Here is a 22,272-nt window from a genome sequence, read left to right as displayed (position 1 = left end):
GAGGGCGGCGCAGGTTGGCTCCACTTGACCTACCGAAAGCCCTGGCTCAGTGTCGGGGTAAACCTTACAAATCATCGGGGACCTTTTTCGATGGCCAAACACGCCTCCGTTTCCACCACCGGCGCCTCGCTCGACGCACTGCCCGTGCTGCCGTTGCGCGACGTGGTGGTCTACCCCCACATGGTCATCCCGCTGTTCGTGGGGCGTGACAAGTCGATGCGTGCCCTGGAGCATGCGATGGAGGGCGAGCGGCAGATCCTGCTGGCGGCGCAGAAGAGCCCCGATATCGACGATCCCGCGGCGGACGACCTGCACGAAGTCGGCACCCTGGCTGGCGTGCTGCAACTTCTCAAGCTGCCCGACGGCACCGTCAAGGTGCTGGTCGAGGGACAGGCGCGCGTGTCCATAGAGGAATACCGCACCGAAGGCGGCATGCTGACCGCCCGCTCGCGCGTGATCGAGCCGATCTACAGCGCGAAGGAACGGGAGCTGGACGTGATCTCGCGCACGCTCGTTTCGCTGTTCGAGCAGTTGGTCAAGCAGAGCCGCAAGCTGCCGCCGGAAGTGCTCGCGACGCTTTCGGGTATCGATGACCCGTCGCGCCTCGCCGATTCGATCGCGGCGCACCTGTCCGTGCGCATGTCCGACAAGCAGAAGGTGCTGGAGACGGCGGACGTCGGCCAGCGCCTCGAGTTGCTGATCGGCCTCGTCGACGGTGAGATGGATCTGCAGCAGGTGGAGAAGCGCATCCGCGGCCGCGTCAAGTCGCAGATGGAAAAGAGCCAGCGCGAGTACTACCTCAACGAGCAGATGAAGGCGATCCAGAAGGAGCTGGGCGAAGGCGAGGAGGGCGTCAACGAGATCGAGGAACTGCAGAAGAAGATCGAGAACGCCGGCATGCCCAAGCCGGTGTTGGCCAAGGCCAAGCAGGAGTTCTCCAAGCTCAAGCAGATGTCGCCGATGTCCGCGGAGGCGACCGTCGTGCGCAACTACCTGGATTGGCTGATCGGCGTGCCATGGAAAGCCAAGACCAAGGTGCGCAAGGACCTGGCCATGGCACAGCAGGTGCTCGATGCCGACCACTTCGGCCTGGAGCGGGTCAAGGACCGCATCCTCGAATACCTTGCCGTGCAGCAGCGCGTGAACACGATGAAGGGCCCGATCCTGTGCCTGGTCGGCCCGCCCGGCGTGGGCAAGACCTCGCTCGGCCAGTCGATCGCCAAGGCGACCAACCGCAAGTTCGTCCGCATGAGCCTGGGCGGCGTGCGCGACGAAGCGGAGATCCGCGGCCATCGACGCACCTATATCGGTTCCATGCCCGGCCGCATCGTGCAGAACCTCAACAAGGTCGGCACGCGCAATCCGCTGTTCGTGCTCGACGAGATCGACAAGATGTCGATGGATTTCCGCGGCGATCCGTCTTCGGCTCTGCTGGAGGTGCTCGACCCGGAGCAGAACCATGCCTTCAACGACCACTACCTCGAAGTCGACCTCGATCTTTCCGAGGTGATGTGGATCGCCACCGCCAACTCGCTCAACATCCCCGGTCCGTTGCTCGACCGCATGGAAGTGATCCGCGTACCGGGCTACACCGAGGACGAGAAGCTGGCGATCGCGCAGCGCTACCTGCTGCCCAAGCAGCTGAAGGCCAATGGCCTCAAGCTGGAAGAGCTGAGCATCGAGCCGGAGGCGGTGCGCGACATCGTCCGCTACTACACGCGCGAATCGGGCGTGCGCAACCTCGAGCGCGAGATCGCCAAGATCTGCCGCAAGGTCGTCAAGGAGATCACGCTGGGCCAGGTCAAGCAGGCCAAGGCCAAGTCCGCGGCAAAGGCCGCCGCCAAGGCGACCGTCAAGGCGAAGAAGAAGGCGGCGGCCACGCAGGTCACCGTCACCACGGACAATATCGAGCACTACCTGGGCGTGCGCCGCTTCGACTTCGGCCGCAAGGAGCTGGAGAACGAGGTCGGACTCGTGACCGGGCTGGCGTGGACTTCGGTCGGTGGCGACCTGCTCAGCATCGAGGCCTCGGTGGTGCAGGGCAAGGGGCGGCTGGTGCACACCGGCCAGCTCGGCGACGTCATGAAGGAGTCGATCCAGGCCGCCATGTCGGTCGTGCGCGCACGTGCGGACCAGCTGGGCATCGATCCGGACTTCTACCAGAACCTCGACGTGCACATCCACGTGCCCGAAGGCGCCACCCCCAAGGATGGTCCGAGTGCGGGCATCGCCATGTGCACCGCGCTGGTGTCGGTGCTGACCAAGGTGCCGGTGCGTTCGGAAGTGGCGATGACCGGCGAGATCACGTTGCGTGGTCGCGTGCTGCCGATCGGCGGCCTCAAGGAGAAGCTGCTCGCGGCGCACCGCGGCGGCATCACCACCGTGATCATTCCCGAAGAGAACAAGAAAGATCTGGCCGACATCCCCGCCAACGTCACCTCCTCGCTGGATATCCACGCGGTGCGCTGGATCGACGAGGTGCTCGACATCGCGTTGGAGCACCCGCTGCGCCCGGCCAAGCCGGCGGTCGAGACGGCAGCCGAGGAACACGCGCCGGTCGAGCCGGTAGCCGAGGAAACGGCTGAGAACCGCACCCGCGCGCACTGATACGCAAGGGGTTTTTCTCGAAAAGGCCGCCCGCTCCGGGCGGCCTTTTCGTGTTCGCGCAGGCAGGCACGCAAGGGCCCTCGCCGTAACGGTTATGGCGTCGGTTTGCAAGTGATTGCAGTTGGCCCAGAACCGCCGGAAGCCTTGGTATTGCTTGTATTGCGGACCGCCGTGACGCGCTGGTATAAAGGCGGCACCGCAGTCAAAGCGCCGTGCATATGGCGCAGCGATGCGGGGTTGCGGGGGGTTCGGTCATCCGATTTCGTGGCAGTCCTCTCGTCCCAGACCGATCACGCGGGCAGCAAACCGTTTAAGGGAGTGTCTCAATGAATAAAACCGATCTGATCAATGCCATCGCCGAAAAGGCCGAGCTGACCAAGGCCGATGCCGGCCGCGCCATCGAAGCCTTCTTCGAGACCGTGCAGAAGGCCCTTAAGAAGGGCGACGACGTGTCGGTCGTCGGCTTTGGCACCTTCACCGTGCGCAAGCGCGCGGCTCGTACCGGTCGCAACCCGCGCACCAACGAGACGATCAAGATCAAGGCTTCCAAGGTGCCGGCGTTCAAGGCTGGCAAGACGCTCAAGGATGCCCTAAACTGAGCGGCTAGTTCGCTCGGTTTCGGGTGCTTAGCTCAGCGGTAGAGCGTCGCCCTTACAAGGCGAGGGTCGTAGGTTCGATCCCTACAGCACCCACCAGAATCGCGGAGTGGTAGTTCAGTCGGTTAGAATGCTGGCCTGTCACGCCGGAGATCGCGGGTTCGAGTCCCGTCCACTCCGCCAGTAGTTCCAAGGGCGCCCGCGTGGCGCCCTTGTCATTTATGCTTCGCCTCTTGCAAAGCGGGAACAAGCGGGAATCCACATATGCTGCAGTCGTTGAGAGACAAGATGCACGGCTGGCCGTCCATCGTCGTGCTGGGCGTGGCGGTGTTCGCCATGTCCTTCTTCGGCATCGAGGGCTACTTCACTTCCCGCACCGAGACCTTCGTGGCCAAGGTCGGCAAGCAGGAGATCAGCCAGCAGGATTTCCAGAACCGCCTGAACGAGCTGCGCCAGCAGGGCAGTGCGCAGATGGGCGATCAGTTCGATCCGAGTGTGTACGAGCAGCCGGCGATGAAGGAGCGCGTGCTCGATGCGATGATCGATCAGCAGTTGCTGCTCAAGGCCAATACCGATCTGGGCTTGCGCGTGTCCGACGGTGCGCTGCGCGAGGCGATCGCCACGATTCCTGCGTTCCAGGTGAACGGCCAGTTCGATCCGGCGACCTACCGCGCCGTGCTCGCCGGCGAACGCAAGACACCCGCGATGTTCGAGGACGAGGTCCGCTCCTCCCTGGCGGTCCGCCTTTTGCCTGATGCCTTGTCGGCCAGCACCATCGTCACCGAGGGGGAGATCGACCGCTTCCTCAAGCTGCGCATGCAGCGGCGCGACCTGCGCTACGCGATGTTGCCGCGCCCCGCATTGACCGACAGCGCGGTCACCGACGCGCAGGTCCAGGCCTACTACAAGCAGCACCAGGGCGAGTTCATGGCGCCCGAGCAAGTCGCCATCCAGTACGTCGAGGTCAATGCGGCCGACCTCAAGCCCGACGCCGCGCCCAGCGACGAAGACCTGCACAAGCGCTACGAGGAGGAGAAGCAGCGCTTCGTGCAGCCCGAGCAGCGGCTCGTTTCCCACATCCTGATCGACGTGCCGAAGAACGCCACGCCGGAGCAGCAGAAGGCTGCCCTGGCCAAGGCCCAGAAGATCGCCGCCGAGGCCACCCCGCAGGACTTCGCCAAGCTCGCCGAACAGGATTCGGCGGACCTGGGCTCCCGCCGCCAGGGCGGCGACCTGGGCTGGCTGGAAAAGGGCGTGACCAACAAGGCCTTCGACGACGCCTTGTTCGCGCTGCAGAAGGGCCAGATTTCCAAGCCGGTGCTGTCCGACGAGGGCTACCACATCCTGTGGCTCCGCGATGTCCGCAGCGGCCAGGCCAAGCCGTTCGAGGAAGTGCGCGGCCAGCTGGAGCAGGAAGCATTGGCCGCCGAGCGCGAGCGCAAGTACAACGACATCGCCGGCAAGCTGGCCGACAAGAGCTACCAGAGCCCCTCCTCGCTGGAGCCGGCGGCGCAGGCCCTTGGCCTGCCGGTCAAGGACTCGGAACCGTTCACGCGCGACGGCGGCAAGGGCATCGCGGCCGATCCCAAGGTGGTCAAGGCCGCTTTTTCCGACGACGTGCTCGTGCAGGGCAACAACTCCAGCCTGATCGACCTGGGCAACGACCACTCGGTGGTGATCCACGTCGCCAAGCACGTGCCCGCGGCGGTGCGTCCGCTGGCCGAAGTACGCGACGCGATCAAGAAGGACATCCTCGATCAGCGCGTCGCCGCCGCCGCCGGCAAGCGGGCGGACGATCTGCTTGCACGCTTGCGCAAGGGCGAGCCGATGGACGTGGTGGCGGCCTCGGCCGGCGCTGCCGTGCAGAGCGTGCCGGAAGCCGTGCGCGTGCAGGATGGGCTGCCCGAGCAGTTGCGCGACGAGGCCTTCCTGCTGCCGCACCCGCAGGACGGCAAGCCGCAGTTCGCCGCGGTGGCGCTGCCCGAAGGCGCCTATGCGCTGCTCGCGGTGGACAAGGTGCAGGACGGCGACCTCTCGAAGGTGACTGCCGACCAGCGCAAGATGCTTCGCCAGAGCATGGTTGCGGCGTATGGCAGTGTCGTCACCCAGGGCTTCATCGAAGCGCTGAGGGCGAAGACCGAGATCAAGATCGCCAGGGACCGGATGTAGGTCGCAGGGAGCTAACCCCTCCCGCAGCCCGGTCTCTTGCGCAGGAACAAAAAAGGCGGCCGACCGGCCGCCTTTTTTGTTCCCGGATGGGCCGGCTCAGATGCCTGTCATGCCCAGGATGTTGTAGCCGGCGTCCACGTAAGTGATCTCGCCGGTGATGCCCGAAGCCAGGTCCGAGCACAGGAAGGCGCCGACGTTGCCGACCTCGTCGATGGTGACGCTGCGGCGCAGCGGCGCGTTCTCGTCCACGTGGTCGAGCATCTTGCGGAAGTTGGCGATGCCGGCGGCCGCCAGGGTCTTGATCGGACCGGCCGAGATCGCGTTCACGCGCGTGCCCTCGGGACCCAGGTTGAAGGCCAGGTAGCGCACGTTCGCTTCCAGGCTGGCCTTGGCCAGGCCCATCACGTTGTAGTTGTTGAGCGCACGCTCGGCGCCGAGGTAAGTGAGGGTGAGGATGGCGCCGCCGCGGCCGGCCATCATCGGACGGCCCGCCTTGGCCAGCGCGGCCAGGCTGTAGCTGGAGATGTCGTGCGCGATGGCGAAGTTCTCGCGCGTGAGATTGTCCAGATACTGCCCCTGCAGCGCCTCGCGCGGGGCGAAGCCCACCGAGTGCACCAGGATGTCGAAGCCGTCCCAGTGCTTGCCGAGCTCGGCGTACATCTGCTCGATCTGGCCGTCCTCGGCCACGTCGCAGGGCAGCGCGATGTTCGAGCCGAACGCATTGGCCGCTTCGTCGACGCGGTCCTTCAGCCGCTCGTTCTGATAGGTGAAGGCCAGTTGCGCGCCCTCGCGATGCATCGCGTTGGCAATGCCCCAGGCGATCGAGCGCTGGCTGGCGATGCCGACGATCAGGGCACGCTTGCCGTGCAGGAATCCCATGCGTCCTCCAAAAGGTTGATGGCGCGCCTGATGGCGCAGCCGGGGGATTTTAGCAGGCCCGCCACCCTTGGCCCCAAGGCTTGCGTCGGAAGCCCCGAGCGAACGCTGCCGTGACGATGCCCGCCATGCCCGGATCCGCCACGCGGCATCGACCTGACGAGCCTGCGCTGGCAGGCGCAGGCAGTCGTGCTGCTGCACGAGGAGGCGGGCATGGGTGGCGTGGTGGAGGAGGCCAGGCCTGCGTGCGGGTGCCATGCCCCCGAGCCTGCCTGCCAAGAGGACTCGAGTTGATCCGCATGAGAACCCGGGCATCCGGCCGCGGGCAATATGAGATGGCCGCTGGGCGATGGAGTTCGTACGAGCGCAACGGCGGCCGTTGCGAAGGCAGGGCCCAGCCCCAATCTGCGCTTGGGATACCTGGCCCAAGGAGCCCGACGTGCCTGACTTGTCCGCCTTCCCGATCACCGCGCGCTGGCCGGCCCGGCATCCGGAACGCATCCAGCTCTATTCGCTCAACACGCCCAACGGGGTGAAGGTGTCGATCATGCTGGAGGAAACCGGGCTGCCCTACGAGCCGCACCTGGTCGACATCATGCGCGACGAAAACAAGACGCCCGAGTTCCTTTCGCTCAATCCCAACGGCAAGATCCCCGCGATCATCGATCCGGACGGTCCGGGCGGCGAGCCCATCGGCCTGTTCGAATCCGGCGCCATCCTGCTCTACCTCGCCGAGAAGAGCGGCATGTTCCTCTCGCCCGATCCGGCGTTGCGCTGGGAGACCATCCAGTGGGTGTTCTTCCAGATGGCATCGATCGGCCCGATGTTCGGCCAGGTGGGCTTCTTCCACAAATTCGCCGGCCGCGAGTACGAGGACAAGCGCCCGCTCAGGCGCTACGTGGACGAATCCCGCCGCCTGCTCGGCGTGCTGGAGGCACGCCTGGACGGTCGGCCCTGGCTGATGGGCGAGGACTACAGCATCGCCGACATCGCCACGCTGGGCTGGGTGCGCAACCTGGTGGAATACTACGGGGCACGCGACCTGGTCCATTTCGACGAACTCACCAACGTGCCGGCGTGGCTGGAACGCGGGCTGCAACGCCCGGCGGTCGAGCGGGGTCTGCAGATCCCAGGTAGAGGCTAGGCTGGCATTTCGAGACGAGCGGGGCTGCTCCCGCTCGGGTCAGCCCGCCGCGGACGCGGCGATCTCGCGCAGCGCCCGCTCGAAGATCTCCGGCGGCTGGCCGCCCGGGATCAGATGCGTGCCGTTGACGATGGTCGCCGGCACCGAATGGATGCCGCGCTCCTGGAAGAAGCGTTCCTGCGTGCGCACCTCATCCGCATAGCTGCCGCTTTCCAGCAGTCGGCGCGCCCGCACGGGATCGAGCCCGGCCTCTCCGGCCAGGCGGACCAGCACCTCATGCGAGGCGACGTCTTCGCCATCGCTGAAATAGGCGCGCAGCAAGGCCTTCTTCAGCGCCAGGTGGCGTCCTTCCAGCTCGGCCCAGTGCAGCAGCCGATGGGCGTCGAAGGTGTTGTACACGCGGCTGCCCCGGCGCATGTTGAACGCGAAGCCCAGCGCCGCCGCACGCTCGCGGATCATCGCGCGGTTGGCGTCCACCTGTGCTTCGTCGATGCCGTACTTGCGCATCAGGTGGTCGGTGGCGTCCTCGCCTTCGGCCGGCAACTGCGGGTTGAGTTCGAACGGCTGCAGGTGGATGTCCGCCTGTACGGTGCCGTCGAGCCGTGCCAGCGCCTGTTCGAGCGACGCCAGGCCGATGGCGCACCAGGGGCAGGAGACGTCGGAGACGAAGTCGATACGAAGCGGGGCAGGGGTGCTCATGGGAATTCCGAGGGAGGTGCCGGCCCGTCCTAGATGGAGGCGGCGGACGCCGTGTCAATCGTGCGCGGGCAGCCCAGGCTGGTGCGCCCAAGAGGCCTGGTGCCCGTGGCGACGATTGCTCACGGGCGCCCGATGACCTTCCCTCAGGGGCGGGCGGCCTCGCCCGGGTGATAGACCTTCTCGGTGTGCCCCTTCAACTGCTCGGGCCAGAAATACACCTCGCGCAGGTTGCCGGTGGTGTAGCGCTCGGCCTCGTCGTTGAAGTGCGGCGAGTCCGGATGGCCGCTTTCGCCGCCGGCGGTGATCGCACGCGCGCTCACCTTGGGCCCGAACTCGACCACGGCCACGAAGCTGTTGCCGCTGGTGCCGTAGTAGCGCCTGGTGCCCGGCCAGCGGTGCGCGCCGAAGGAGGCCAGCGAGCCCCAGCGCGAGGAGGTGAAGGGCACCGGGATGCTCGGCTTGCCGTCGTCGAAGGGCTGCACCAGGTCGCCGTTGAGGCGCTGGAAGCGGTTTATCTCGCCCCACGGCACGCCCCAGTGGCCGAAGTCCTTCTCCAATCGGTCGACGGCTTCGACCAGCGCATGCAGGCGCGCCTTCGAGCCGGCCTTCTCGGCCATGGCGTCGTAGATCGACAGGCCTTCGGCGGTGTCGGCGCGGCTCACCTCGTCCCACAGCGTGTCGCCCCAGAACACCGCCAGCGAGGTCGGCATCGAGGCGATGCCCCAGCGGTAGTCCCAGTGGCGCAGCATGGCGATGGGGCCGGCCAGCTTCTGCTTCAGCGGATCGTTCGCGGGCAGCGCGTCGTAGTCGGCCACCAGGATCGGGATCTGCCGCGCGAACGCCGGCAGGTAGGAATCGAACGCCGCGTCGATCAGCGAGGCGCGGGTGAAATCCTTCTTGCCGGTCAGCACGCGGATGGCGTGCAGCCCGCGCGGGTTCTCGCCGAAGGTGTCCATGTAGCGCGGGAAGTCTTCCTTCTTTGGGCTGTATTTGCCGGCGGCGGAATAGGGCCAGTCGTTGGTGTTGAACACCCAGCCATTGGGCGGGTTGAGCACGTGCGGCGCCTGGTCCAGCGGCGTCAGGCCCTGCCAATCGGTGGCCGGGTCGGAGCCGTCGACGGGCTTGGTGTAGTCGAACCGATCATCGCGCTTGGGTATGAACTGCGGGTGCAGGTAGGCGATCTCGCCCTTGTCGTCGGCGAACAGCGTGTTGTTGGAGGAGTTGGCCTTAAGCTCGGCGACCTTCATGTAGCTGGCGTAGTCGCTCGCCTTGGTGCGCAGCCAGCTCTGCTCCAGCGCCGGGATCGGCTTGTTCATCAGCGCCATGGCGATCCACTTGGATTGGCCTCGGCTGTCATGGGCCTCGCGCACGATCGGTCCGTGGTGGGTGAAGTAGGCGGTGAAGCTGCGCTTGGCCATCGAGCCGTCCGCGGCCCGGTAGTCGATGGTGATCTGTCGTTCGGTCACCGGCCGCAGTTCCTTGCCGTAGCGGTAGTAGGGCTTGCCGTCCTTGTGCTCGATGGTCTCGGCGAACTCGTCCACCACGTCGGCGCCGGTGGAGGTATGCATCCAGCCGATGTGGTGGTTGAAGCCCTGGTAGACGAAGAACTGGCCCCAGGTGGCCGCGCCGTAGGCGTCGAGCCCGGCGTCGGAGGTCATCTGCAGTTCGGAGCGGAAGAAGAATGAGGTGTGCGGGTTGATCAGCAGCAGCGCGTGGCCGTCGGCGGTGAGCTTGGGCGCGATCGCGATGCCGTTGGAGCCGGTCGGCTCCACCCAGCTCGGGTGCGCCTGGGCCATCGCCACCGGCGCCGGCGCGTCGCCCGGCTTGCCATAGAAGGCCCGCAACTGCTTGAGCGAGACCCGCTCGATGTCGCCACCGATGCTGCCCTCGGTGAAGCTCAAGGCCATCCACGGCTCGAAGCGGGTGATCACGCGCGGGCGCACGGCCGGGTGCGTGGCCAGGTAGTAGTTGAGGCCGTCGGCCCAGGCGTCCATCAGCGACTTCAGCCACGAGGGGCTCTGCGCATAGAGTTTCTTCAGCTGCACCGGATCGATGAACAACTGTTGGCGCAGGTCCGACCAGATCGCCTTTTCGCCCTCGGCCTGCGCCAGCCGGCCCAGCGAATTGAGATAGTTGGTCTCGACCCGGTTGAAGTCGTCCTCGGCCTGCGCGTAGACCATGCCGAACACGGCGTCCGCGTCGGTTTTGCCGTGCACGTGGGCTATACCGAAGTCATCGCGTGTGATCGTCACGGCCTGCGCTTCCTGCTTCCAGCGCGCCTGCTCCCGGGTGGCCGCCTGGGCCGTGCCCAGCAGGCCAAAAGCGAGCAGCGTGGCGATCGGCAGTGCGCTGCGGAAAGAGGTTGCAGGCATCGTGGTGGCTCCCTTGAAGGTTGGCTGGTGCCTACGGCGCCGGGCATCGCGGGCAACCATAACAGGCATGAGCGTCCTGCCAGAACAGCGGCGTACGCACGCGCCGCCGTCCTTGACGCATCTCCCGTCGCTGCGGCAGGTTCGATGCTTTCAAAGCGAGGGGATCGCCGTGTACCGTTTTCCCCTGCTGTCCCGCAGGGGCCGATTGCCGTTGCTGGCGCTGGTGCTCGCCGGCATGGCGGCCTGCGGCCCGGTACGCAATCCGATGGCGCGCTGGGTGCCATCGCCCAACTACGATCAGCGCCGGCCGGTGGCCATCGTGATCCACTTCACCGACCAGCATTCGGTGCAGGAGAGCCTCGATACCCTGCGCACGGCCAACAGTGGCGGCCCGGTGAGCGCGCACTACCTGGTGGGAAGCGACGGGACGATCTACCAGCTGGTGGCCGACAGTGACCGCGCCTGGCAGGCCGGCCCCGGGCGCTGGGGCACGATCAGCGACCTCAATTCCGCCTCGATCGGCATCGAGCTGGACAACGACGGCCACTCGCCGTTCGCGCAGGCGCAGATCGACAGCCTGCTGCGGCTCCTGGCCGACCTCACCACGCGCCTGCACATCCCGCCCACGCAGATCATCGGGCACGAGGACCTGGCGCCCGGCCGCAAGGACGACCCCGGCCCGTTGTTCCCCTGGCAGCGCCTGGCCGCCGCCGGCTATGGCCTGTGGCCGCGCGGGCCGCTGGTCGACCCGCCGCCCGGCTTCGACCCGTGGATGGCGCTGGCGCTGGTCGGCTATCCGCTGGATGACCGCGCCGCCGCGGTGCGCTCCTTCCACCACCATTTCCGCGGCATGCAAGGCAACACGCTGGACGCGCAGGACCTGCGCGTGCTGTATGCGCTGGCCTGCCAGCTGACCGGCGCGCCAGCGAACCCGGCGGTAGACGCCGGCACGCAGGCGCAGCCGCATCCCTGAGGCCGGTTGCTCGTGGACAGGCGGCCTGGGCCGTTGCCGGCATCGGCGCGGTTGTCGATCCGCCGATGTCACGTTCGTCATGATCGTGGAAGCCCGCGGGGCTCCGCTTTCCCACACGACGAGGTCATTCCCATGCAGGTCCAGCCCTATCTGTTCTTCGACGGCCGCTGCGAGGAGGCGGTCGCCTTCTACCGCCAGGCGCTCGGCGCGCAGGTACTCATGCTCATGCACTACAGCGATGCGCCCGCGGGCGACGCGGGCTGCCCGGGCGGCACGCCGCCGCCGGCGGACAAGGTCATGCACGCCTGCCTGCAGATCGGCCAGACGCAGGTGATGGCTTCGGACGGCTTTGCGGCCGGACATCCGGAGTTCAAGGGCGTGTCGCTTTCCGTCACCGCCGACGATGACGCCCAGGCGCGGCGGCTGTTCGAGGCACTGGCCGACGGCGGCCAAGTGCAGCAACCGCTGGGCCCGAGCTTCTTCGCCTCCAGCTTCGGCATGGTGGCCGACCGTTTCGGCGTGTCGTGGATGGTGGTCGCGGGAACGCAGGGGAAAGGCTGAGCCGGCACGAGCCCTCCCCGGCGGGGAGGGCTCCGGCCGCCATCAAGCTTCCTCCTCGAAGTAGAGCAGGGTCATCCCTTCGCCCGGACGGGTGTCCCTTCCGGTCAGCGTGGCGATGCCGTTGTTGGAAAGCCTGAGGATCCATGCCATCACCCACGGCGGCTGCCCATCGCGCAGGCCGAGCATGCAGCGCAGTTCGCCGAACAGCGGCTGCCCGGTGACCGGATGCTGGCCGATGGGCAATTGGCGGAAGCGGTTCTGCACGATCCACCGGCGCGGCGTCGGCAAGGCCTCCAGGTCCTCCGGCGTGGGCGCCAGCAGCAAACCGCTGCCGGAATGGCCGCCGACCGACTTGGCCACCCAGCGGCCGGCGTCGGCATAGCCGCCCGCGCGCAGCGGGCTTTCCTCGATCCAGTGGCAGGCCTCGTGGGGTGCCAGGGGCAGGCTGGCCAAGGTGCCCTTGTGGATGCCCTCGTACCAGGCCGGATGGCTGTGCCAGCCGACCTTGTCGGCGGCGCGCAGCACCGACTCGGCGCGGCGGCGATCGAGGGCGTCCAGGTCGTCGAGGATCAGGCGGTTCCAGACGTGGCCGTAACGGCGCCGGCTGACCGGGCAGCAAAGCTCGCCCTGCATCGGCACCAGGTCGCGCCAGTCGTGCACGTCGACCTGCCACCAGTGCCGCGCGGCATCCAGGTCCGGCCAGGTCACGCGGCGGCGCGGCTGGTCCTCGATCAGCGCGGTGTCCGCCCGCGGCGCCACCCAGTGGCGCATGTGCTCCACCCAGCCGGCGCCAGGGGGCAGGGCGTCGTGCGGCAGCCAATGGGGCGCCAGACCGTGCAGGCGGCGCTGCGCCAGGTGCAGGGTGTGGAAGGTCGGCAGCATCGAGGTGAACGCCTGGATCTCCACCCAGGCCAGCTCGAAGGGCTGCCGAGGATGCTCGACGAAGGCCAGGTCCAGCGCCAGCACGTCCGCGCGCGCGCCGGACCAGCCTGCGCGCGAGGGATGCAGGTGCGGCCCGAGCGCGCGCACCAGCCGCGCGATCTTGTCCTTGAGCGCCTGGCGCAGGGCCGCGTTGCCGATGGCGTAGTGGTCCGACATCATCGACAGCGGCAGGTGCGGCGCATCGACGGCGGCCAGGGCGAGCGCGAGCCGGTCGATGCCCAGGACGTCCAGACGGATGGATGGCTGCATGTTCATGCCCAGCCCTCCGCATGAGCGAGTGCGGGCAGCTCCTCTTCGGCCTGCTCGACCATCCATTGCAGCGTGGTGGTCCAGTCCGCATCGCGGGCCGCGTGCGCGCGCAGCGCGTCGGCGTAGCTGCCCTCGTCCAGGGCATCGGCCAGGCGGCGTTCCCAGTGCGCGCGTTCGGCATGGCTGGTGGCGCATCGCGCCAGGCGCCGCCACCAGCGCTCGAAGTGCGCCGCGGTGCCGCAGACCTCGTCCCGGTCCCATTCGATCCACTGCGCGGCCAGTCCGTAGCGGCGGGCGCGCCACTTGTTCTCGTCGATGCAGGCGCGCTCCCACACCAGTCCCTGGCGGCCTTCGCGCAATTCCTGCTCCAGCGTCTGCGCCTCCCACTTGAGCAGGGTGGCGATCAAGCCGATGCGCTCCAGGTGCGGGTGGGCGTCCATGATGCGCACCTCCAGCGTGCCGTAGCGGTGATGCAGGCGCAGGTCCTGCCACAGCCCCTGCTCGGGATGGATGCAGCCGACCCGGCGCAGGCGGTCGACGTGGGCCTGGTAATGGCGCTCGCTGGTCCAGACATCGGGCGTGCCCATGCGCGGGTAGCGGTCGAGCAGGCTGTGCCGCCAGGAATGCAGGCCGGTGTCGCGGCCCTCGAGGAACGGCGAACTGGCCGACAGCGCCAGCACCTCCGGCAGCACGTGGCGCAGGCGGTTCATGATCGCCATGCGCGGCGCGCCGTCGGGAAAGCCCAGGTGCAGATGCATGCCGAAGCTGAAGGCGGCGCGCGCCACGTCCTGGTATTCGGCGATCAGCCGGTGGTAGTGCGGATACTCCGGCCCCTCGTGCATCGGCTGCTGCTGCCATCGCGCGGTCGGGTGGAGGCCGGCGATCAGGATGCGCTGTTGCTGCGCCGCCGCCTTGCGCCGCGCCACCGCGCGTACCGCGCGCAATGCGTCGACGAGTTCGTCGACACCGCGGCAGACGCGGGTCTTGAGCTCGATGACGCAGCGATGGATTTCCTTGTCGAGCAGGCCCTCCGGCGTGGCGTATTCGGCCTGGCCGGAGCCCAGGTCATGCGTGACCAGCCGCCCCTGCTCGTCGACCACTTGCACTTCTTCTTCGATACCCAGCGTGATCATGGCAACCCCCTTGCGTTGGTGGAGTGCAGATCAGACCACCGTTACCTCCCCGCCGGACGGCTGCCGCCGCTGTGCTGGCGCCAGCAGCCGCCCTGGTGCGGGGATGGGCCAAGGGACGGCGCGTCCTGCCGCTGCAGGCGCCGGTGTGTCGACCGGGCAAGGGCAGCAGCGGCTCAGCCGAGCCGCTCACGCACCAGGTAGAAGGCGAACGCCAGCACCGCCGCGCCGGTGAGCGCCAGGAACACGATTGGGATGTCCAGCACCGAACCGCGACGCAACAGGCTCATGGCCACCGTGCCCAGCGCGGCCACGCCCATCCGCACGAAGCCCAGCAGCGAGGCCGCGTTGCCGGCGGTGCGCCGGAACGGCGCCATCGCTCTGGCCGTAGTCACGGGCACGAGCAACCCCACGCCGCAGAAGCACACGCTGATCGGCAGCAGGAACATCGCCAGGCTGCCGTGTGCGCCCAGCCGCAGCGCCACCGCCAGCAGGGCGAGCGACCCGGCAAGCAGCAGGCCCAGGCCGCCAGCGACGATCAGGCCGTGGGCGACCCGCCGCGTCAGCACCACGCAGAGCCAGGCGCCGGCGACGAAGGCCACCAGGATGGAGCCGGCCACGATGGCGAAAGCGTCGCTGCCTTCGCCCAGCAGATTGATCACCAGGTCCGGCGCGCCGATCAGCGCGGTATAGACCACGCCGACCGCGCAGCCGCCGAGCAGCGTGAACAGCAGAAAGCGCGGCGTGCCCAGGATGCGCCGCCAGGTACGCCACAGCCGGCGGGGCCTGATCGCCCGGCGATCCGGGTGCAGGTGGGTTTCCGGCAACCAGCGCCACACCGCGTACCACAGCAGGGATGCCAGCGCCGCGAGCACCGCGAAGTTCGCGCGCCAGTCCAGCGCGCGCGCCAGGTACGCGCCGGCGACCGGGCCGATCGCCGGGGCCAGCGCGAAGGCGGCGTTCAACTTGGCGTAGATGCGCTGGCGCCGATCGGCGGGAAAGGCGTCGCGCACCGCCGCGTCCGCCACCACGCCGCCGGCGCTGGCGCCCAGGCCCTGCACCAGCCGGCTGCCGAGCAACGGCCAGATCGCAAAGCTCACCAGGGCAAGCAGGAAGCCGGCCGTAAGCAACGCGGTGCCGCCGAGCATCACCGGGCGCCGCCCGTAGCGATCGGCCAGCGGCCCGTAAACGAGCTGGCTGACCGCCGAGCCGGCCAGGTAGAAGGTCATCGTCAGCTGCACGGTGCCATAGTCGGCCTGCAGCGAGTGCGCGATGGCCGGCATGGCCGGCGTGTATTCGGTATCGCCGAAGGGCGCCAGCGCCATCATGAAGACCAGCAGCGCCAGCGCCGGCTGCGGCACGCGCGCGCGCGCCGCTGGCGTCCTTGACGCGCTGTTGGCAGCGCAGGTGCCGGAATCGGCTCGCAAGAAAGACATGCGGCGGCCTCGCGCAGGTCGGGCCGCCACGATTGACGGTCGCCCGAGAATGTTTCGTGAGGCGCGCGGCGGCACCATGCCGACCGCCATGCACAGGACCCGCCATGGACTCTCCGCACACCGACGCCCACGCGGCTGCCCGGATGGGCTGGTGGCGTCGCCGGCTGCGCCGTAACGTCGAGCGCCCGCTGGAGGAACTGGCCGGCGGCCCGGCGCGGCTGAAGGTGATCGCACTGCTGGCCTGCGTGCTGGCGCTGGACGCGGCGGACAAGGCGACCGTCGGCGCCGTGGCCGCCCAGATCGAAGCGGGGCTCCACGTGGGCAACCTGCAGATCGGCTGGCTGGTGACCGCCTCCACCGCGGTGGCCGCGCTGATGACCTTGCCCTTCGGCGCGCTGGTCGACCGCGTGCCGCGCGTGCGCCTGCTGGCCGTCGCGCTGGCGGTCTGGTCGATGACCATGCTGGTGAGCGGCGCGGCGGCGTCCTACCCGATGCTGTTGCTCAGCCGGCTGGCGCTGGGCGTGATCGCTGCGGTGGCCTCACCGGCGGTGACTTCGTTGACCGGCGATTTCTTCCGGCCGGGCGAGCGCGGGCGGATCTTCGGCTACGTGCTGGCGGGCGAGCTGGTGGGCGTGGCGCTCGGCTTCCTGGTCTGCGGCAACGTGGCGGCCTGGCTGTCCTGGCGCGCCTCGTTCTGGGTGCTCGCGGCGTTCGGTATCGCGCTTGCGCTGGTGCTGTGGCGCTCCCTGCCGGAGCCGGCGCGCGGGGGACAGAGCCGCATCCCGGTGGGGGCGCGCCGGGTGCCGTCCGGGGATGAGCGCGGACGGGACGGAACGGACGCGCCGGCCGGCAGCGGCGCGCTTCGCCAGGTCATCCGCTGGCGCGGGGTGCGCCCACGCCACGCCCTGATGAGCATGAACCCGGCCAGCACCTCGTTGTGGCACGCGGTGCGCTACGTGCTGGCGGTGCCTACCTACCGCACGCTGGTCGCCGCCTCGGCGCTCGGTTATTTCTATTTCACCGGCCTGCGTACCTTCGCCATCGTGTACCTGCGCGGGCGCTTCGACCTGGGCCAGACGGCGGCGAGCAGCCTGGCGGTGCTGCTGGGTCTGGGCGCCATCGTCGGCGTGCTGCTGGCCGGACGGCTGGGCGACCGGCTGATCGACCGCGGCCGGCTCACCGGACGCGTGCTGGTGGCGGCGACCGCGTACCTGACTGCGGCGGCCGCCTTCCTGCCCGCCCTCTGGCTTGGTTCCTTGTGGCTGGCCGGGCCGTTCTTCTTCCTCGCCGCAGCGGGCCTGGGAGGCGCCAACCCGGCGGTGGATGCGGCGCGGCTGGACGTGATGCCTTCGGCCCTGTGGGGGCGCGCCGAGGGCGTGCGGGCGACTTTCCGCTTCACGCTGGAGGCGGTCGCGCCACCGCTGTTCGGCTACGTTTCGGCGCGCTTTGCCGGCGACATCGGTACCGCCGGCGCCTCGGCGGTCGCGGCGAGAGGCCGCTTGGCGGCGCATGCGGGGGCGGCTGGGCTGGGCGATACCTTTCTTGCGATGCTGGCGCCGCTTGCCCTCGCCGGCGTGCTGCTGCTCGTGCGCAGCCGCCGCACCTATGCGCGCGACGTGGCCTCCGCCCTTGCCGCCGAGCGGCGTACACGGCGCGGCTAGGGCCGCCGAGGCCGGTGCTCCTGGGGATCCTGCCGGGCGCGGCCGGCAGGCACGCGCATATTCGCCCCCCATGAGACAGCCTGTTGGAACCATGGATGTCTCCGGCGCGCTGCGGGCCGGAGACGCGGGCGCATCTTCTTGGGCCCGTTCGATACGCAGCGAACCCAAAGAGGAGAATGTAATGAACCATCGATTCGAACGCACCGGCCCGTTGACCGAACTGGGCAGCTACCCGCAATGGGCCCAGGACATGGTGGACGCCTGCGAGGCGACCCGGCAGGGCGTGATCCGGCACGAACTGTGGGACCTGATGCGCGAGCTGCGGCTCGACCGCCAGGGCACGCGCGACTTCATGGTCGGCATCTGGCCGCTGATCGAGCGCTTCCCCGCCTACATGGCGCGCAACCTGCTCAAGACGCAGTACGGGCGCAGCCCGGGCGACAACCTCGCGCGCCGCTGGCTGGTGCGCAACATCCGCGTCGAGCAGAACCATGCCGACTATTGGCTCAACTGGGCGCAGGGCGCCGGCGTGGCGCGCGAGGACGTGCTCTACGGCGAACGCGCCCAGGGCACCCAGGCGCTGGCCGACTGGTGCGAGGAGGTGAGCCGGCACGACAGCCTGGCGGCCGGCATCATCGCCACCAACTACGCGGTGGAGGGCGCCACCGGGGAGTGGTCGCGGCTGATCTACGACAGCGCCAGCTACGCCCAGAGCCTGCCGGAGCACACCCGGGCGCAGAGCCTGCGCTGGCTGCAGCTCCACGCCGCCTACGACGACACCCATCCCTGGGAGGCGCTGGAGATCGTGTGTACCCTCAAGGGAACCGCACCCGCTGCCGATGAGGTCGATCACCTTATCGAATGCATCAAGCGCAGCTACGTGGGCATGCGCATCCTGGCAGACCGCTGCGTGGGCAGGGTTCACGTTTACGGAACCGTGAACGAGGCGGCGGCTTGATAGGCCCCAAACGTGCAACGTAGCCCCGTAGAATCCCATCGGACAGCCAAAGGACAAGGGACGCAATGCCTGCTGCCGTGCCCAGCGCGCATTCACTGCCACGGCGCTTGCTGCCATTGGCCTATGGCTTGGCCGCCGTCATCGGGCTGATCCTGGTGTTCATCTGGGGCGCGTTGCAGATCCAGGTCGCTCTCGCCGGCTTTCTCAACGGCGAGAGCATCTGGTCCAAGGCGCAGAAGCAGGCGGTGATCGACCTCAGGGTCTATGCCGCCAGCGGCGATCCCGCCGACCTGGCCGGCTTCCGCCGCAACTACGAGATCCTGCGCACCGACCGCTGGATCCGCGACGCCATTGCCGCCGGCCACTACGACCGGGCGGAGGTGACCGCGGCGCTCGATCGGGTCAACACGATGCCTGCGGCGGTGCCTGGCGTGATCTTCATGCTGGATCACTTCGCCACCGCGCCATACATGCGCCAGGCGCTGGCCGCGTGGCGCTCGACCGACGCACAGTTGGCCGAACTCGACGCGATCGCCGGCCAGTTGCAGGCCGGCCATGCGCACGGCCCCATGGACCCGGCCGAAGTCGGTCGGCAGCAGGCGCGGATACGGGCGTTGAACGACCTCATCGAGCCGCGCTCGCTGGTGTTCTCGCTTCAGATCGCCCGCGGCGCCAGCTGGATGGGGCGGGTGCTGTTCGGCACCATCTTCGCCGCCGCCTGCCTGGCCTCCTTGTTGTGGCTGCGCATGGCCCGCCGCATCCTGGCCGGCATCCGCGGCACGGAAGAGCGCTACCGCCTGCTGTTCGACCGTGCGCCCGATGCCATCGTGATGGTGGACGAGCAGGGCGGGCGGATCCTGGACGTCAACGACAAGGCCTGCGAATGGATCGGCCGGTCCCCGCGCGAACTCGTCGGCACGCCGTTCGCGGCCTTGTTCAAAGGCGGGACACCCCATGCCGAGGGCATCACCCACGGCTTGCTGCGTGGCCGGGAGGGCGAAGCCCGACCGGTCGAGACGCAGAGCAGCCTGGTCAGCTGGCGCGAACGCGCGGTGCGCCAGGCGATCGTCCGCGACATTTCCGAACGGCTGAGCCTGGAGCAGGAACGGCGCATCGCCGCGGAGGCCCTGGCCAGCATCGCCGAAGGCGTGATCATCGCCGACGCCCGGCGGCGCGTGGTTTCGGTCAACGCCGCGCACATGGCCATCACCGGGCTGTCGCTGCAGGAGATGCAGGGCCGGCGGTTCGACGAATTGCGTTGCCTGCCGGACCAGTCGCCGCTGCCGCCGTCGGTGTGGGAGACCTTGCACAACGGCGGCAACTGGCTGGGGGAAGTGCACAGCCAGCGCGCCGACGGCAGCGTCTATCCGGAATTGCTCAGCATCAGCGTGATCCGCGATGCGCAGGACCGCGTGCAGCACTACGTGGCGGTGTTCACCAACATCAGCACCACCAAGAGCAACCAGCGGCGGCTGGAGCACCTGGCCACGCACGACCCGCTGACCGGGCTGCCCAACCGCGCCGAGTTCGAGCGTCGCTGCGCGCTGGCCATCGCGACGGCCGATCGCGAGCATGGCGCGGTCGCGGTGCTGTTCATCGACCTGGACGCCTTCAAGGTCGTCAACGACAGCTACAGCCACGCCATCGGCGACCGCCTGCTGGTGCAGGTGGCCGAGCGGATCAACCGCGGCCTGGGCGAACACGATGTGGCCGGCCGCATCGGCGGCGACGAGTTCACCGTGCTGATCGGCCGGCTGGTTTCGCGCGAGCAGGCCGGCGTACTCGCGCAGCGGCTGCTGGCGCTGCTGGGCGAGCCGATGAAGGTGGGCGAGTACGAGGTGGCGTTGAGCGCGAGCATCGGCATCGCCGGCTATCCGCTGGACGGCTCCGAGCCAGTCACGCTGATCGCCAACGCCGATGCCGCCATGTACGCGGCCAAGACGCAGGAGCGCAACACCTACCGCTTCTACTCGCCGATGATGCAGGCCGATGCGCGCAAGCGCCTCGCGCTTGCCGCCGAGCTGCGCCAGGCCCTGGCGCGAGGCGAGTTCCGGCTGGTCTACCAGCCGAGCGTGGACATGCGCAGCGGGCGCGTGGTCGCGGTGGAGGCGCTGCTGCGCTGGCGCCATCCCGCGCGCGGTGAAGTCTCCCCGGGCGAATTCATCCCGATGGCCGAGAAGCTGGGCCTGATCCGCCATGTCGACGATTGGGTGCTGCAGGCCGTCGCCCGGCAGATGCGGCGCTGGGACGAGGAGAACCTGCCGCCGATCCGCGTCGCGGTGAACATTTCGGCCGGTTCCTATGGCGCGCCGCATTTTGTCGAGGACGTGCGTCGCCGCCTGGTGGCCGAGCGCGTCGCACCGCAGCGGCTGCTGCTGGAGATCACCGAAGGGGCGATCCTGCGGCTGGGCGACGAGATGGAGCGCACCATGAACGCGCTGCACGCGCTAGGCGTCGGGGTCGCCATCGACGACTTCGGCACCGGCTACTCCTCGATGTCCTACCTCAAGCTGCCGGCGATCGCCTTCCTCAAGATCGACAAGAGCTTCGTCGATGGCCTGCCCGGCAGCTCGCACGACGCGGCCATCGTCGAGGCCATGCTCGCTCTGTCCAAGCGGCTGGGCCTGTGCGCCATCGCCGAGGGCATCGAGACCGAGGCACAGCACGAATTCCTGCTGCGCGCCGGCTGCACCGAGGGCCAGGGTTATCTCTACGCTCGCGCGCTCGAGGTGCCGGAAATCGAGCGCATGCTGCGTCCCGGCCAGCGTTCCGGCGGCCCCAAGCTGCGGCTGGTGCCGCCGACACGCTGATCCCCTGGTGGTCCGCAGGGAACGCGGTGCTCAGTGCAACCGCACCTCCAACGGCTGTTCCTGGGGACGATAGAGTGTCGGCAGCCATTGCTTCAGGTGAGCCACCTTGGGGGCATCGTTGTAGGCGATGTAGGCGTCGTCCGGATGGAGCGCGGCGAAATTCTGGTGGTACGCCTCCGCCACGTAGAAGCCCTTGAGCGGCTCGACGCGGGTCACGATGGGACCGTCGAATGCGTGCGCCGCCCCGAGCTGGGCGATGTAGGCCGCGGCCACGCGCTGCTGTTGCGCCGTGGTGTAGAAGATCTCCGAACGGTACTGGCTACCCACGTCCGGCCCCTGGCGGTCGAGCTGCGTGGGGTCGTGGGCGACCGCGAAGAACACCTTGAGCAACTGGCCGTAGCTGACCTGACGCGGGTCGTAGAGCAGCCTGACCGATTCGGCGTGGCCGGTGTCGCCGCCGCTGACCTGTTCATAGGTGGCGGTCGCGGCTTCGCCGCCGGCGTAGCCGGACCAGGCCTTGCGCACGCCCTTGACGTGGTCGAACACCGCTTCCACGCCCCAGAAGCAACCTCCGGCGAACACCGCCACCTGCTCGCCCGGCGTGGTCGGCGGCGGATCCAGCCGCGGGTCCGGCAGGCTGACCTTGCCGTCGGCCGAGGCCGCGCCGGACGCGCCGCAGCCGGCCAGCAGCGCGCCGGCCAGGGAAAGCAGTGAAAGCCATCGAGCGGCCATGGGAACCTCCAGTGAGCCAAGGAACCAAGCGTGCGGGAATGCACGCGTCGTTCAATGTTTCGCTGGCGGAAGCTTCCCGGTTACCTCGCGGCCTGATTCGCCTTTGCAGGCAGCGTGCCTGCCGCCGGTCAGTCCACCCGGATCTCGACGTCGTTCAGCCGCACCGTCTGGCCTGCGTGGATCTTGCAGGTCTTTCGCAGCTCGCGTTGCCCGTCCACGTAGACTTCGCCGCTGGCGACCAGCGCCTTCCCGGCGCCGCCGCTGTCGCACAGTCCCACCAGTTTCAGCAGCTGGTTGAGCTCGACGTGATCGCGGTCGAGCTGGAAGGAGAGCTGGCGCATGGGCGAAAGACGCATC

At 68.5% G+C, this 22,272-nt stretch carries 17 protein-coding genes and 2 tRNA genes; 11 read left to right on the top strand and 8 right to left on the bottom strand.

Translation table 11 applies throughout. The features are described from left to right. Positions 1-90 precede the first annotated feature (90 nt). The 5 genes from lon to VGU03_RS11400 all read left to right on the top strand — a co-directional run bounded on the left by lon (position 91) and on the right by VGU03_RS11400 (position 5,372). The gene (gene lon / locus VGU03_RS11420) at positions 91-2,607 is read left to right on the top strand and encodes an endopeptidase La (RefSeq protein ID WP_327480608.1); all 2,517 of its coding nucleotides are present in this window, start codon (positions 91-93) and stop codon (positions 2,605-2,607) included. A gap of 326 nt (positions 2,608-2,933) precedes the next feature. Continuing rightward, the gene (locus tag VGU03_RS11415; RefSeq protein WP_091336270.1) at positions 2,934-3,206 is read left to right on the top strand and encodes an HU family DNA-binding protein; all 273 of its coding nucleotides are present in this window, start codon (positions 2,934-2,936) and stop codon (positions 3,204-3,206) included. A 21-nt stretch (positions 3,207-3,227) separates the two neighbouring features. Next, positions 3,228-3,302 (top strand) — tRNA-Val (locus tag VGU03_RS11410). 7 nt (positions 3,303-3,309) lie between these two features. Continuing rightward, a tRNA-Asp gene (locus VGU03_RS11405) sits at positions 3,310-3,386 on the top strand. An 81-nt stretch (positions 3,387-3,467) separates the two neighbouring features. Further along, a complete protein-coding gene (locus VGU03_RS11400) occupies positions 3,468-5,372 on the top strand; it encodes a SurA N-terminal domain-containing protein (RefSeq protein WP_327480607.1) in 1,905 nt (634 codons plus the stop codon). A 96-nt stretch (positions 5,373-5,468) separates the two neighbouring features. On the opposite strand, the gene VGU03_RS11395 is transcribed toward VGU03_RS11400, so the two are convergent. Further along, positions 5,469-6,251 (bottom strand): enoyl-ACP reductase, encoded by a 783-nt coding sequence (locus tag VGU03_RS11395; RefSeq protein WP_327480606.1) that lies wholly within the window; start codon positions 6,249-6,251, stop codon positions 5,469-5,471. A gap of 436 nt (positions 6,252-6,687) precedes the next feature. Here VGU03_RS11395 and VGU03_RS11390 point away from each other — a divergent pair, with 436 nt between their 5' ends. Further along, positions 6,688-7,392, top strand: a complete 705-nt coding sequence (locus VGU03_RS11390) for a glutathione S-transferase N-terminal domain-containing protein (RefSeq protein ID WP_327480604.1) — start codon at positions 6,688-6,690, stop codon at positions 7,390-7,392. Positions 7,393-7,431: 39 nt separating this feature from the next. Here VGU03_RS11390 and VGU03_RS11385 read toward each other — a convergent pair whose 3' ends face one another. Then, positions 7,432-8,091 (bottom strand): DsbA family oxidoreductase, encoded by a 660-nt coding sequence (locus tag VGU03_RS11385; protein ID WP_327480602.1) that lies wholly within the window; start codon positions 8,089-8,091, stop codon positions 7,432-7,434. A gap of 143 nt (positions 8,092-8,234) precedes the next feature. Beyond that, a complete protein-coding gene (locus VGU03_RS11380; protein WP_327480600.1) occupies positions 8,235-10,463 on the bottom strand; it encodes a penicillin acylase family protein in 2,229 nt (742 codons plus the stop codon). Positions 10,464-10,698: 235 nt separating this feature from the next. Between VGU03_RS11380 and VGU03_RS11375 the strand changes: the two genes are divergently transcribed. Both VGU03_RS11375 and VGU03_RS11370 read left to right on the top strand, forming a co-directional pair. Continuing rightward, entirely contained in the window at positions 10,699-11,436 is a 738-nt protein-coding gene (locus tag VGU03_RS11375) for an N-acetylmuramoyl-L-alanine amidase (RefSeq protein ID WP_327480986.1), read from the top strand. A gap of 132 nt (positions 11,437-11,568) precedes the next feature. Further along, a complete protein-coding gene (locus VGU03_RS11370) occupies positions 11,569-11,997 on the top strand; it encodes a VOC family protein (protein ID WP_327480599.1) in 429 nt (142 codons plus the stop codon). Positions 11,998-12,039: 42 nt separating this feature from the next. Here the strand turns inward: VGU03_RS11370 and VGU03_RS11365 are convergent, their stop codons facing one another. From VGU03_RS11365 to VGU03_RS11355, 3 genes are all read right to left on the bottom strand, one after another. Further along, positions 12,040-13,194: a hypothetical protein gene (locus tag VGU03_RS11365; RefSeq protein WP_327480597.1), complete on the bottom strand. Its 1,155-nt coding sequence runs from the start codon at positions 13,192-13,194 to the stop codon at positions 12,040-12,042. Continuing rightward, on the bottom strand, positions 13,191-14,321 hold the full coding sequence (locus VGU03_RS11360; RefSeq protein WP_327480596.1) for a carboxylate-amine ligase: 1,131 nt from the start codon (positions 14,319-14,321) through the stop codon (positions 13,191-13,193). The genes VGU03_RS11365 and VGU03_RS11360 overlap by 4 nt, the downstream gene beginning before the upstream one ends. Before the next feature lie 173 nt (positions 14,322-14,494). Then, complete coding sequence (locus tag VGU03_RS11355; protein WP_327480595.1) at positions 14,495-15,754, bottom strand: multidrug effflux MFS transporter; 1,260 nt, start codon at positions 15,752-15,754, stop codon at positions 14,495-14,497. 104 nt (positions 15,755-15,858) lie between these two features. Here VGU03_RS11355 and VGU03_RS11350 point away from each other — a divergent pair, with 104 nt between their 5' ends. The 3 genes from VGU03_RS11350 (at position 15,859) to VGU03_RS11340 (ending at position 21,183) form a co-directional block, all read left to right on the top strand. After that, positions 15,859-17,415 (top strand): MFS transporter, encoded by a 1,557-nt coding sequence (locus VGU03_RS11350; RefSeq protein ID WP_327480593.1) that lies wholly within the window; start codon positions 15,859-15,861, stop codon positions 17,413-17,415. 181 nt (positions 17,416-17,596) lie between these two features. Further along, positions 17,597-18,373 (top strand): TenA family transcriptional regulator, encoded by a 777-nt coding sequence (locus VGU03_RS11345; protein ID WP_327480591.1) that lies wholly within the window; start codon positions 17,597-17,599, stop codon positions 18,371-18,373. Between the two features lie 65 nt (positions 18,374-18,438). Further along, on the top strand, positions 18,439-21,183 hold the full coding sequence (locus VGU03_RS11340; protein WP_414655962.1) for a putative bifunctional diguanylate cyclase/phosphodiesterase: 2,745 nt from the start codon (positions 18,439-18,441) through the stop codon (positions 21,181-21,183). Between the two features lie 30 nt (positions 21,184-21,213). Here VGU03_RS11340 and msrA read toward each other — a convergent pair whose 3' ends face one another. Together msrA and VGU03_RS11330 are read right to left on the bottom strand one after the other, a co-directional pair. Beyond that, entirely contained in the window at positions 21,214-21,915 is a 702-nt protein-coding gene (gene msrA, locus VGU03_RS11335; RefSeq protein WP_327480589.1) for a peptide-methionine (S)-S-oxide reductase MsrA, read from the bottom strand. 128 nt (positions 21,916-22,043) lie between these two features. Then, positions 22,044-22,256 (bottom strand): RNA-binding S4 domain-containing protein, encoded by a 213-nt coding sequence (locus tag VGU03_RS11330; protein ID WP_327480984.1) that lies wholly within the window; start codon positions 22,254-22,256, stop codon positions 22,044-22,046. Between the last annotated feature and the right edge of the window lie 16 nt (positions 22,257-22,272).

Source organism: Frateuria sp. (genome assembly GCF_035944355.1).
Lineage (GTDB): Bacteria > Pseudomonadota > Gammaproteobacteria > Xanthomonadales > Rhodanobacteraceae > Frateuria_A.
The sequence above is the reverse complement of the archived record's forward strand: the minus strand, read 5'-3'. Positions and strand labels throughout refer to the sequence as shown.

Excerpts from the sequence above, each read along its gene's own strand:
- lon (WP_327480608.1), top strand. The coding sequence starts at position 91 with ATGGCCAAACACGCCTCCGTTTCCACCACCGGCGCCTCGCTCGACGCA.
- VGU03_RS11415 (WP_091336270.1), top strand. The coding sequence starts at position 2,934 with ATGAATAAAACCGATCTGATCAATGCCATCGCCGAAAAGGCCGAGCTG.
- VGU03_RS11400 (WP_327480607.1), top strand. The coding sequence starts at position 3,468 with ATGCTGCAGTCGTTGAGAGACAAGATGCACGGCTGGCCGTCCATCGTC.
- VGU03_RS11395 (WP_327480606.1), bottom strand. The coding sequence starts at position 6,251 with ATGGGATTCCTGCACGGCAAGCGTGCCCTGATCGTCGGCATCGCCAGC.
- VGU03_RS11385 (WP_327480602.1), bottom strand. The coding sequence starts at position 8,091 with ATGAGCACCCCTGCCCCGCTTCGTATCGACTTCGTCTCCGACGTCTCC.
- VGU03_RS11380 (WP_327480600.1), bottom strand. The coding sequence starts at position 10,463 with ATGCCTGCAACCTCTTTCCGCAGCGCACTGCCGATCGCCACGCTGCTC.
- VGU03_RS11375 (WP_327480986.1), top strand. The coding sequence starts at position 10,699 with ATGGCGGCCTGCGGCCCGGTACGCAATCCGATGGCGCGCTGGGTGCCA.
- VGU03_RS11370 (WP_327480599.1), top strand. The coding sequence starts at position 11,569 with ATGCAGGTCCAGCCCTATCTGTTCTTCGACGGCCGCTGCGAGGAGGCG.
- VGU03_RS11365 (WP_327480597.1), bottom strand. The coding sequence starts at position 13,194 with ATGAACATGCAGCCATCCATCCGTCTGGACGTCCTGGGCATCGACCGG.
- VGU03_RS11360 (WP_327480596.1), bottom strand. The coding sequence starts at position 14,321 with ATGATCACGCTGGGTATCGAAGAAGAAGTGCAAGTGGTCGACGAGCAG.
- VGU03_RS11355 (WP_327480595.1), bottom strand. The coding sequence starts at position 15,754 with ATGTCTTTCTTGCGAGCCGATTCCGGCACCTGCGCTGCCAACAGCGCG.
- VGU03_RS11350 (WP_327480593.1), top strand. The coding sequence starts at position 15,859 with ATGGACTCTCCGCACACCGACGCCCACGCGGCTGCCCGGATGGGCTGG.
- VGU03_RS11345 (WP_327480591.1), top strand. The coding sequence starts at position 17,597 with ATGAACCATCGATTCGAACGCACCGGCCCGTTGACCGAACTGGGCAGC.
- VGU03_RS11340 (WP_414655962.1), top strand. The coding sequence starts at position 18,439 with ATGCCTGCTGCCGTGCCCAGCGCGCATTCACTGCCACGGCGCTTGCTG.
- msrA (WP_327480589.1), bottom strand. The coding sequence starts at position 21,915 with ATGGCCGCTCGATGGCTTTCACTGCTTTCCCTGGCCGGCGCGCTGCTG.
- VGU03_RS11330 (WP_327480984.1), bottom strand. The coding sequence starts at position 22,256 with ATGCGCCAGCTCTCCTTCCAGCTCGACCGCGATCACGTCGAGCTCAAC.